This window comes from Calditerricola satsumensis, assembly GCF_014646935.1.
GTDB classification, from domain to species: domain Bacteria; phylum Bacillota; class Bacilli; order Calditerricolales; family Calditerricolaceae; genus Calditerricola; species Calditerricola satsumensis.
In genome coordinates, this window is record NZ_BMOF01000023.1 from 22,755 (window position 1) to 33,626 (window position 10,872).

The following is a 10,872-nucleotide window of genomic DNA, read 5'->3' on the forward strand; positions in this document are numbered from 1 at the left end:
CACCAACATGGCCCCTCTTCTCCTCCCCCGTTCGTCGATCGTCCCCACAAATCGGCGCGCGTCCCTCACAGCAAGTCGGCGATCTCGTCGCGCGCACGCCAGTCCAGCGTCTCCATCTCCGTGCGGGCGATGGCGTCGGCCACCAGCTCGTCGACGGGTAGCGCCGCCTCCAGCTCGGCCGCCTCCTCGGGATCCGGCTTGGTTTTGGGGTTTTTCGGCACGAAGATCGTGCAGCAATCCTCATAGGGGCGGATGGAAATCTCGTAGGTGCCGATGGCCTTCGCCGTCTCCATGATCTCCGCCTTGTCCATGCCGATGAGGGGGCGCAGGATCGGGATGGTGACGACACGGTTGATCGTGTTGATGCTCTCCAGCGTCTGGCTGGCCACCTGACCGAGGCTCTCGCCGGTGGCCAGGGCGAGGGCGCGACGCTTTTCGGCTATGCCCTGGGCGATGCGCATCATGAACCGGCGCATGATCGTAATGCCGTACGCCTCGGGCACGTGCTGGCGAATCCGCGTCTGAATCTCCGTGAAGGGCACCACGTGCAGGCGAATCGGTCCCCCGTAGCGCGACAGCACCCGCGCCAGGTCGCGCACCTTCTCCAAAGCCTGCTCGCTGGTGAACGGGTAGCTATGGAAGTGGATCGCCTCCAGCGTCACCCCGCGCTTCAGCATGCGCCAGCCGGCCACGGGGCTGTCGATACCGCCGGAAAGCAAGAGGAGCACCTTCCCGCTGACGCCCACGGGGAGCCCGCCGGGGCCGGGCAGCGATTCGACGTACAAAAAGGCACCTTCCGGACGCACTTCCACCGCCAGCTCCACGTCGGGCTCGTGCACGTCGACGGTCAGGTTGTCCGTGTTGCGCAGCACGTGGGCGCCGACGAGGTGGTTCAGCTCGTGTGAGGTGTGCGGAAAGTTTTTCACGCTCCGCCGGGCCGCCACCTTGAAGGTGCGCGGCGCGGGGGAAAGGGAGCGGATCAGCGCCAGGGCCGCCTCCTGGATGGCCGGAAGGTCGAGCGGCGTGCGCACCGCCGGGCTGAACGACACGAGCCCGAAGACGCGCCCGAGGCGCTCGGCCACCTCGGCGAAGGGCGCATCGCCCAGTTCCACCAACAGGCGGCCGTAGGCCCGCCGGACGCGCAGGCCCGGAAAATCGGCGAGCGCCTGCCGCACGTTGGCCAGCAGGCGGTTTTCGAATTGGCCGCGGTTTTTGCCCTTCAGCGCCAATTCCCCGTACCGCAGCAAAACGACGTCGTACCGCATGGGTCACCCCTTCATCCACGCGAGAAGTTCGGGCAGGCGCTTCTCGAGCGCCGCGAGAAAGCCGTCCACGTCCCGTTCCGTCGTCTCGTAGCCGAAGCTGACGCGAATGCCGGTGCGCGCCCGCTCCTCGTCGCCGAACATGGCGAGGAGCACGCGGCTCGGCTCGTCCTTCTTGGAGGAACAGGCCGACTTGGTCGACAGGAGGTAGCCTTCTTCCTCGAGGGCGTGCAGCAAGACCTCCGGCTTGATGCCGGGGACGGAAAAGTTGACGATGTGGGGAGCGGCCTCGTCGTCGCCCTCCGGCGAGTTGAGCAGGACGCGGTCACCGAACGCGCGCAGGCCGGCGATCAGCCGCCGTTTGAGGCGTGCGAAATGATCGGGCTTGGCCGCCTGCTCTTCATGGATGAGGCGCATGGCCTTGGCCAGGCCCACGATGCCGGGGACGTTCTCCGTGCCCGAGCGCAGGCCCCCTTCTTGCCCGCCGCCGGCGAGAAGGGGAAAGAGCTTGACCCCCTCGCGCACGTACAGAAGGCCGACGCCTCTGGGACCGCGGATCTTGTGACCGGACAACGACAGGAGATCGATGCCCCATCCCTTGGGATCCAGGGGCACCTTGCCAAACCCCTGCACGGCATCGACGTGGAACAGCACCTTCGGATGGCGCGCCAGCCGACGGCCGATCTCGGCGATGGGCTGGAGCGAGCCGGTTTCGTTGTTGACGTGCATGATGGAGACAAGGATGGTGTCGTCGCGCAACGCCTGTTCCACGGCGTCGGGCGACACGCGGCCCGTGCGGTCGACCGGCAGGTACGTGACGGAAAAGCCAAGCGCCTCGAGCTGCTTCGCCACGAGGTAGACGGCAGGATGTTCGATGGCCGTCGTCACGATGTGCCGGCCGCGATCGCGGTACTGAAAGGCGACCCCTTTCAGCGCGGCGTTGTTGCTTTCCGTGGCGCCCGACGTGAACACGATCTCCGCCGGGTTCACACCTAAGGCCCGCGCGGCGACTTCGCGGGCCTGCTTCAGCACGCGCTGGGCTTCCGCCCCCGCCCGGTGCAGCGACGACGGGTTGCCGTAAAAGCGCATCATCACTTCGCCAACCGCCTTCACCACTTCCGGGTGCGGCGGCGTCGTTGCCGCATGGTCCAGGTAGATCATGGGAAAAACCCCTTGCCCTCTTGACATTCACCCATCATCATACCACATTTCTCCCCGCATGCAAGCAAACCCGCGGCGAAACCCGCCGTTGCGTTCGCTTCCGGTTAAACGACGTGGTATTTTTACGATAAGATCTTAAAAAAATCCAGCCCTTTTGTAATCGCTTTCAATTCGTTTCCCCTCTTTACAAGAAAAAGATTCGTTGTTAGAATGGTCAGTAAATTCAAGGGAACTCATAAGCGGAGGGATTCGCGATGACCGTGACCGTCGACGTGCAAGTGTTGAAACGGCTGGAAGAGGAGATCGATCGCCTCCATCGGGAAGTGCAGCGCATGCTGCAGGATGCCGAAGGGTTTGAACCCACCGAGTTGGACGCCTTGTTGACCGAGGCCTACAACTAACCGCGCCAAATCCGTGACGCGCGCCTCTGGCCGACACGGAAGCCTCCGGGCTTGCCCCGGAGGCTTCCTTCACGCGCGAGGGACCCAAAACTACAGGAAGAAGGGGCGAAGCAGGATCGCGCCCAACAGCGAGACCAGACCGATGCCGATGGCCCACCAGGCGAGCGTGCGCGCGCCTTGGCGATACGCCACGTACCCAACGATGACGCCGGCGGGAGCGAACAAGAACGGAAGCACGAACAGGCTGATCACCGAGAGGATGATGCCGGCAATCGCCCATCCGCTGCCGTCGGTTTGTTCCGCCCGGTCGACGGCCCTCTTCTCGCGCGGAGGCGCGGTGGCGGGAGCGATCTCGGCGGCAAATTCCTCGCCGGTCGGATCGCCTTCACGGGCGCGATCGCGAACGTCCGCCTCGCCTTCCGTCCAGCGAGCGCGCGGTTCGTCCATGCGCATTCCCTCTTTCTGCGTGGTGTACCCCTAGTATGCCGAACCGGCGTCGCGATTATGGGGCCGAGTTCTTGGCGACACATCCTTGTCAGCCACCGGAAGTTTCGCTATGCTCCTCCATGGGAGCATCCGCGGGTTTCCGATGAGGAGTGAAGAGCGTGTCCCTCGTTTCGCGCACCTTGCGCCTTGGCATCGACATCGACGGAACGGTGACCAACCCGGCCAGCTTCCTTTCCCATCTGAATCGCGCCTTTGGCAAGCGCCTGTTGTACCCCCAGGTGCGCCAATATGACCTCATCCCCCTTTACGAGATCACGCCAGAGGCGTTTTGGCGCTGGTACGAACGCCATTCGGCTGACGTCTACCGCACGTCACCGCCCAGTCCCTTTGCCCGCGACGTCTTGCACCGCCTGGCACGCCAGCACACGCTGATCTACATCAGCGCGCGGGAACCGGAACATTACGACCTGACGGTGCAATGGTTTGAGACGCAGCGCATCCCCTATCACAAAATCATCCTGCTGGGCTCCCACGACAAAGTGGACGAAGCGCGCCGGCAAAAGGTCGCGCTGTTCATCGAAGACCGTTACGAAAACGCCTGCGCCCTCGCCGAAGCGCTTCAGGTGCCCGTGCTGCTCTTTGACACGCCCTACAATCAGGGACCGCTGCCATCCCTTGTGACGCGCATCCGCTCCTGGCGGGAAGTGCCGGCCTACGTGGACGCCCACGCGGGTCGGCTGTGCGCGCCCTGATTTTGAAAAACCCCGTTCCCGGTTGTGGGAACGGGGTTTCGGTCACCGACGGGGCTGAAACGTGTGGCAGCACGTGTCGCTGCTCGATTTGGCCACGTCTTTGTGGCCGGAGTCGACCTCGATTTCCCCGATCTCCTCGTTGAACGAAGCGCGGGCGTGTCGGTCGATCTCCACCATGATCGCATCGGCGGTGCACATGTTGCCGCTGCCCCAGTAGGCGCAATTCGAAACGCTGCACTTGACAACGGGCATTCGATTCACCCCTAATCCTAATGTGTCCGGACGCCGCACCGCGCATACGGATGCAAACCGCCGATCCAAACCGGGAACCCTTCCTTACGTTGGTTTTCACAAAACGTTAACAGTCATGCATCGGCGAATCTGTTATTGTAAAGAAAGGGTAACGCCAAGAACCCTTCCTCGTCTTCCTCGTCTTCCTCACGAATGGGCCCCGCCTGCCGCGGCGGGGCCGTTTTTTTGTTCGCCCCCCATTCCTCATCCCGGTCGCGCTGCCAAGTAGGCAAGTGCCACGCCGACCATCATCTGCACCCCGATCGGCAACACGTCTTCGTCAAGGGTGAAACGGGGATGGTGGTGCGGATAGCGCGCGACATCCCCCTTCATGCCGATAAAGAAAAAGCATCCCGGTTTTTGCTGGAGGTAGTAGGCAAAGTCCTCGCCGCCCATCGAGGGCTCGGCCTCGACGACGCGGTCGGGTCCGACCACCTGTTCAGCGACGCGTCGCACAAGATCGGCCATGACCGGGTCGTTCACCACCGCCGGATCGCCAAAGGTGTACGCCACCTCCGCCGTGGCCCCGTAGGCCGCGCACACCCCGTCGACCACGCGGCGCAGCCGCTCGGCGATGAGGCGGCGAACCGGCTCGCGGAAGGTGCGCACGGTTCCCGCGAGCGTCGCCGAATCGGGAATCACATTGTAGCCCTCCCCGGCCTGCACGGAACCCACGCTGACGACGGCCGGCTCGAGGGGCGAGACGTTGCGGCTGACCACCGTCTGCAGGTTTTGGATGACGGCGGCGGCCACGACGACGGGATCGACCGTCTCGTGCGGCATCGAGCCGTGGCCCCCCTTTCCCTGGATGCGCACCGTAAACTTGTCGGCGGCGGCCATCAGCGGGCCGGCCTTTACCCCTACGGTGCCCTTCGCCTGGGGTTGCCACAAGTGCAGCCCGAAAATGGCGTCCACGTCGTCCAAGACGCCTTGCTCCACCAAAAACCGAGCCCCGCCGGGCACCGTCTCCTCGGCGTGCTGAAAGATGACTTTCACCGTCCCGGCGAGCTCCGCCCGCCGCTCGGCCAGGATGCGCGCTGCGGTCAGCAGGATGGCCGTGTGGCCGTCGTGGCCGCACGCGTGCATGACGCCCGGCCGGGTGGAAGCAAAGGGGAGGCCCGTCTCCTCCTGCACGGGCAAGGCATCGAGATCGGCGCGCAGGGCAACGGTCCGACCCGGCCGCGCGCCGCGCACATACCCGATGACATGGTTGTTCCCGTAGGCGGTCGTTTCGACGCCCCACGATTCCAATTGTTCGCGCACGAAGCGCGCCGTTTCCACTTCCTCATGGGACAGCTCGGGATGGGCATGGAGGTGGCGGCGCACCGCCACCGTCCACTCCTGTAAGCGCGGATCGCCCCACAACCACTTGCTCGTCATGCGCGACTCCCCTTCCCCGTTTCACCGTTTGGCCGCCCCTCGGCCAAAGGGGCGGCGCCTCCCTTCGGCCTCGCGCAAGACCGCCTGCGCGAGCGCTTCGGCATGGGCAAAATCAAGGGAGCGAAACGCCTCTTCCGCTTCCTTGAGCGCCTGTTCCCAACGCGGGTGGGCGCCGCGGTACCGATTGGCGCGGCAAATGGCCTCCTCCGCCCGGCGGTAGCCCGCCAGCAGCGCCTCCACCGCCTGTTCCCACGCGCGCACCTCCTTCATCAGGGCGTCGGCTTGGTGCCGCACGCTGTCCACGTCGAGGGGGACGCTGCGCAACTGGGCCTGCAACTGGCGGATGGCCGCGCGCGCCTCGCGCAGGCTGGCTTCCATCCCTTTGGGGAGAGGCAAGAACGCCCGCTCTAGGTCCTGCACCCGGCGATGCAGGATGCGCTCCATCTCGACGACAGCCTGCCGAACCGCACGCTCGTCCTTGCGCATGGCCTCGAGCCGTTTGAGCAGGTCTTCCCCTTCCCGCAACAAGGCGTCGACGGCTTGCTCGGCATCGGCCAGGAGCGCGTGCGCGGCGCGGAACCGCTGGGTTTCCGGCGCAACCAACCGGGCGGCGCTGGCCAGCTTGTCCGCAATGACTCCCGCCTCCTCCCGCAACCGCGCATGGGCTTCAAACACGTCCCCCTCCGACAAGCAGTAAATGTGCCGCAGGGCGTCCAGCTCCTCCTCGACGGCGGCAAGCTGTTCCTCCGCGCGACGCAAACGCGCCTCCACTGCCGGCATCTGCTCGCCGACGGCATTGCGCACCGCCTGCTCCTCTTCCAGTTGGGCGGACAGCCGCTCCACCGCCTCGCGCAGTGCGGGGAGGAGGGCGGTCACCCGCTCCGCGTCCCCCGCTTCCCACGCCTCAGCCAATTCCGTTCTCTCTTCATGGATCCCGGCAAGGGTCGCTTCCGGCGACCATTCGGCAAAGCGGTACCCAGACTCTTGCAGCAAGCGGTAGGTGGCCTCTGCGCTGCGCAGCGCGTTCTCCAGCTCGTCCATCGCGGTGCGGCTAAGGCGCAGCGCGTCGCTGTCCGTCACCACGCGCCGAAACGCGTTTCGCGCCTCGGACAGCGCCGCCTCGGCGGCCAGGCTGTCCCCCGCGGCGGCGTCGCGCTCGGCTTCGTCCAGCCGTCGGCGCCCCTCTTCCCAAAGCCGGACCAGGGCGGCAAAGGAGGAGCCGGTCTCCTGCCGCGCCGCCTCGAGCGCTTCGCCGGCGACGCGGGCCTCCTCCGCCGCATGCGGCAATGCGACCTTCACCCGTTCGGCCGCCTCGCGCAGCCGCGCGGACGCCTCGCGCAGCCGGCGGGCCTCCTCTTCAAGCGCAAGCACCTCTTGTGCCGTCGCCCGCACGCCGCGCAGGGCCCGAACCAATCGAAAGCGCTCGCCGGCGTCCTCGATGTCGTCCAGCGTCCCTTCCAGCGCCGTGGTCCGCTCCGTCCACGCAACTTGCGACCGGCACCACTCCGCCCAGGCCGACGCCGTCTGGCCGGCCAAGGAAGCCGGGTACGCGCGGGCGGCGGCGTCGAGCTCCCCGCGCAGCGCGGCGAGCCGGGCGCGCTGTCGGGCGACAGCACGCCGCACCCCCTGGCGCACCGCCAACACCGTCCCGCTTGATGCGGCCCCCACCGCCGACGCGACAAGCAGCACAACGCTCCAGCTCAACCGGTCGGAGGGGTCCGAAGCCGCGGGCGTCGCGGCGCGCGGCAGATTCGCCGCAGCGGCCATCTGCGCCGTGTCGTCCAGCACGGCTTGCAGAAACGCGGCCACGCCGGTGGCGATTTCGTTCTGCTTTTCATAAGGCTCGAAAAAGATGCGCCGCTTTTCGGCCAGCCACTCTGCCGACAGGCCCGCTTTCGCCAGCGCCGCACCCGCGTAAACGCCCAAGGCGCCGCGCTGGGCGTCGACCACCAGCAGAAGGTGACGCGGATCGAGGCCGTAGGCGGCAAACGCTTCGCGGGCTACATCGTCGGGCGCACGGCCGTTCATCGTCGGCACGACCACCACGGTGACCGGATAGGGAAAGGCGCGAATCAGCTCTTCCATTTGCTGCCTTTCCGGGGCGGAAAACAGCCGGGCCTCATCCAGGACGGGCCGGTCCTGCCACGGCGGCAGCGCTTGCGCCGAGGCGCGGAGACAGAAGAATGCGACAACCATCGCCAACGCGAGAAGGACCGCTCGTCGCTTCACGGCCATCTCTCCTGTTCCTGTCCCGTCTCCCGTTACCCGACTCCCCGGTTTGGGGGAAAGAAGAAAAAGACCGCGCGATTGGCGGTCTCCTTCTCTCAGCTCAACTTGGCCATCAGCTCGAGAATGCCGAAGCCCAATCCGGTGATGGCCCCGAGAATCGACATCACCACGCCCAGCACGTTCTTCTCCCGCGCCTGGCGAAAGATCGACCATACGCAGACCGCACCGATGAGCAGAAACAGGATTTCCAGCACCGGCATGGGTTTCGCCTCCTCCGCAACTCCTTGCCCGTTCTCCACCACAAGGCATACGCACGTGTCTATTTTACGATGGATCGCCGCGCCCGCGCAACGGGCAAGGCCAGCGCTATCGTGACAAAGGCTTGACGGGAAGGTCGCGTGGGCGATCGATCGCCTCTCCGAAATCCTTGACGAACACGTTCAGCGTGGTCGACTCGCGCACCGTCTGCCCTTCTTCGCGGTAATGCGCCTGGATGCGCCCTTCGATCTTCGTCGGCAGCCGCCGGTGCACATCGACAAACAAGGTAAACGCCCCGGAAGCCTCCAGTGTGGCCAACCGGTCGGCCATCGCCTGGCGGTTGCGCTCTTTCTCCTTCCGCGACACCGCCTCCTCGCGCATCAGCAGCTCGGCGCCGGAGAAAACGAGGGCATCCGCACGCCGTCCTTCCGCCGCCAGATCGCGCATGCGCTCGGCCAACCAGCTCTTCAATTCGTCCTGGTTGACCGCCACGGCGAGGGCCCGCACGTCGGGCGTCGAACGCCGCGGGTCCACGTCCACGCGCAGCTTCATCGCGTCGATGGCGCGCACGAGCTCGGCGGGATTCCAATAGGCCAATTCGTTGCGGATGAGGCGATCCTTTTCCGGCGCGGCCTTCCACAGGCGAGAGTCGGCCAAGCGGGAATAGAAACGATTGCCCTGTTGGTAGAGCGACAGCACCTCTTCATGGCGGACGGTGCCGCCGTCCCCCGTCAACGACAGGCGCACCAGAATCTCGTCGCCGCCTTCAACGTATCCGTTGAACCGAACGCGGGCCAGGTCGTGCAGCGTCTGGTTGCGCTGCAGCGTGGTGGTGCCGGTAAAGGTGTAGCGAGTCTGGCGCAAAAACTGCGCCACCGTCTCCCTGTACAAGGCCTCCGCCTCGGCCTGGGCCCGTTCGCGGTCCGTTCCGGGGGCGCACGCCGCCGCAAGCAGCACCAGCAAGAGGGCCGAGGCCAAGGCGCTCGACCGTCGCATCCTCCTCATGAACATCGCCTCCTCGCTGTCACGCATAGCGTAACCGCGAAGGAGGCGATCTATGCCAGGTCCGCTCAGCGGCGCACCGCCGTGGAGAGCCACACGTAGCGATTCAAGCGTTCAAACGACACGGCAAAGCCGGCGCGGCGATAAAGGGTCTCCAACACCGGCAGCGTGGGATAGAATTCCGTCTCCAAGTCGCGGAGCAGATGGACGTGCCCCTTGCGTCGCGCTTCTTCGATGCACGCTTGGCGCTCTTCTTCGCTGGCAAACACCGTGTCGGCAAAGACCACTTTTCCACCCGGGGCCAGGCGCGCAGCCATCTGCGTCAGCGCCGTTTCCTTCTCCTCGTCGGTCAAGTGATGAAAGGCGTAGGTGCTGACAAAGGCCGCAACCCGCTCATCGGAAAGGGGCAGGTGCAGGAAATCGCCGTCCCGCAGGTCGAGGTCGGGCAGCTTGCGCTTGGCCTGCTGGCGCATCTCCCGCGACGGCTCGACGCCGATCACGCGGTAGCCGCGCGCCAGCAGCTCGCGCGTGAGGTTCCCCGTGCCCACGCCGATTTCCACCACCACCGAACCGGGCGGCAGGGCCACCTCGTCGGCCACGCGGGCGAGAATGCGGGAGTACCCGGCAAACACTTCGGCGTATTCCCCTGTCGGATCGGTGACCGTTTCGTCATACGTGGCAGCCCATTGATCAAACCGTTCGTTGAACCGGGCCACGCTCATCGCTGTCCCTCCTAAAAACCGATAAAACCATCGGAATTAACCGTTTTAAACCGACGATTTAGCTTCATTGTACGCAAAACGGGCACCCTTCGACAACGGGAAAAACCGGCCGTCTTCTCATCGACGCTCTCATCCCGTCCGCAACGCCCACCCCTGGGGCACCGTTTTCCACGGCACAAGGCACGGACCCGTCCTTACGACGAGCGCGCCGCCGTTCCTTCACCCTGGGCCTCGTCAAGGTGGGCGACGTCGGCCACCGACAGCACCGTCCACACGCCCCCTTCCCAGCGCACGCGCGTGATGGCCGTGTTGCGATGCCGCGTGACGCCGGTGCCCAACCGGCCGCCGGTCATCCCATGCAGTGCGGCGTTCAAAAAGCCGCCATGGCTGACGACGAGCACCGTCTCGCCGTCGTGGCGCCGGGCAATGGCCTCCAGCACCGTCACCGCCCGATGCCGCAGCGCCTCAAACGTCTCCGCGCCGATCGCCGCAAGCCGCGGATCCTCGAGCGGAATCCCCTCCATCAGGCCGATCTCGGCCATCGTCTTCCCTTCCCACTCGCCGAGGCACCGTTCGCGCAGTTCGGGCAGGGCGATCACCGCCTTTCCTGCGACACGCGCCACCGCCTCCGCGGTTTCCCGGGCCCGCGCCAGGTCACTGCTGTAGACGGCGGCAAAGGGCACCGTTGCAAGCCGCCGGGCCAGCACCTCCGCCTGCCATTTTCCCAGGGGGCTGAGCGGCACGTCGCGATGGCCCTGGATGCGCCGCTCGCGGTTCCACAGCGTCTCCCCATGGCGAACGAGGTACAGCTCTGTCGCCATCCCATCTGTCACTCCCATCCGCGTTTGTTCTTTCTATTGTAGTCATAACCGGGGCGTTTTTGGGTACCTATTCGTTCGCGCCACACTCCGTGTCAACTCACATAAAAACCTAACCGAAGTGAAGCCGGTCACTCACGAGAAAATCT

The 10,872-nt window shown here is 65.6% G+C and carries 12 protein-coding genes; 2 read left to right on the plus strand and 10 right to left on the minus strand.

The window, feature by feature from the left end; all coding sequences use genetic code 11:
- Window positions 1–65: 65 nt before the first annotated feature.
- Together thiI and IEX61_RS06835 are read right to left on the minus strand one after the other, a co-directional pair.
- A complete protein-coding gene (gene thiI / locus IEX61_RS06830) occupies window positions 66–1,265 on the minus strand; it encodes a tRNA uracil 4-sulfurtransferase ThiI (protein ID WP_188817278.1) in 1,200 nt (399 codons plus the stop codon).
- A gap of 3 nt (window positions 1,266–1,268) precedes the next feature.
- Window positions 1,269–2,423 (minus strand): cysteine desulfurase family protein, encoded by a 1,155-nt coding sequence (locus IEX61_RS06835; RefSeq protein WP_188817280.1) that lies wholly within the window; start codon window positions 2,421–2,423, stop codon window positions 1,269–1,271.
- A 254-nt stretch (window positions 2,424–2,677) separates the two neighbouring features.
- On the opposite strand from IEX61_RS06835, the gene IEX61_RS06840 reads away from it, so the two are divergent.
- On the plus strand, window positions 2,678–2,824 hold the full coding sequence (locus IEX61_RS06840; RefSeq protein ID WP_157057608.1) for a hypothetical protein: 147 nt from the start codon (window positions 2,678–2,680) through the stop codon (window positions 2,822–2,824).
- Window positions 2,825–2,914: 90 nt separating this feature from the next.
- On the opposite strand, the gene IEX61_RS06845 is transcribed toward IEX61_RS06840, so the two are convergent.
- Complete coding sequence (locus IEX61_RS06845) at window positions 2,915–3,271, minus strand: DUF4190 domain-containing protein (RefSeq protein ID WP_229725758.1); 357 nt, start codon at window positions 3,269–3,271, stop codon at window positions 2,915–2,917.
- A 158-nt stretch (window positions 3,272–3,429) separates the two neighbouring features.
- Here IEX61_RS06845 and IEX61_RS06850 point away from each other — a divergent pair, with 158 nt between their 5' ends.
- Window positions 3,430–4,023: a 5' nucleotidase, NT5C type gene (locus IEX61_RS06850; RefSeq protein ID WP_054669019.1), complete on the plus strand. Its 594-nt coding sequence runs from the start codon at window positions 3,430–3,432 to the stop codon at window positions 4,021–4,023.
- 42 nt (window positions 4,024–4,065) lie between these two features.
- Here the strand turns inward: IEX61_RS06850 and IEX61_RS06855 are convergent, their stop codons facing one another.
- The 7 genes from IEX61_RS06855 to IEX61_RS06885 form a co-directional block, all read right to left on the minus strand.
- The gene (locus IEX61_RS06855; protein WP_054669016.1) at window positions 4,066–4,275 is read right to left on the minus strand and encodes a DUF1540 domain-containing protein; all 210 of its coding nucleotides are present in this window, start codon (window positions 4,273–4,275) and stop codon (window positions 4,066–4,068) included.
- A 243-nt stretch (window positions 4,276–4,518) separates the two neighbouring features.
- Window positions 4,519–5,694, minus strand: coding sequence for a M20 metallopeptidase family protein (locus IEX61_RS06860; protein WP_188817284.1), 1,176 nt, complete (start codon window positions 5,692–5,694; stop codon window positions 4,519–4,521).
- 21 nt (window positions 5,695–5,715) lie between these two features.
- Window positions 5,716–7,923: a septation ring formation regulator EzrA gene (locus IEX61_RS06865; protein ID WP_188817286.1), complete on the minus strand. Its 2,208-nt coding sequence runs from the start codon at window positions 7,921–7,923 to the stop codon at window positions 5,716–5,718.
- A 95-nt stretch (window positions 7,924–8,018) separates the two neighbouring features.
- Window positions 8,019–8,183: a DUF2759 family protein gene (locus tag IEX61_RS06870; RefSeq protein WP_157057843.1), complete on the minus strand. Its 165-nt coding sequence runs from the start codon at window positions 8,181–8,183 to the stop codon at window positions 8,019–8,021.
- Window positions 8,184–8,289: 106 nt separating this feature from the next.
- Window positions 8,290–9,186 carry a hypothetical protein gene (locus IEX61_RS06875; RefSeq protein ID WP_157057842.1) on the minus strand — a complete coding sequence of 299 codons (897 nt, stop codon included), beginning with the start codon at window positions 9,184–9,186 and terminating at the stop codon, window positions 8,290–8,292.
- 65 nt (window positions 9,187–9,251) lie between these two features.
- A complete protein-coding gene (locus tag IEX61_RS06880; protein WP_054672560.1) occupies window positions 9,252–9,905 on the minus strand; it encodes a class I SAM-dependent methyltransferase in 654 nt (217 codons plus the stop codon).
- Between the two features lie 194 nt (window positions 9,906–10,099).
- Window positions 10,100–10,726 carry a histidine phosphatase family protein gene (locus IEX61_RS06885; RefSeq protein WP_054672558.1) on the minus strand — a complete coding sequence of 209 codons (627 nt, stop codon included), beginning with the start codon at window positions 10,724–10,726 and terminating at the stop codon, window positions 10,100–10,102.
- Between the last annotated feature and the right edge of the window lie 146 nt (window positions 10,727–10,872).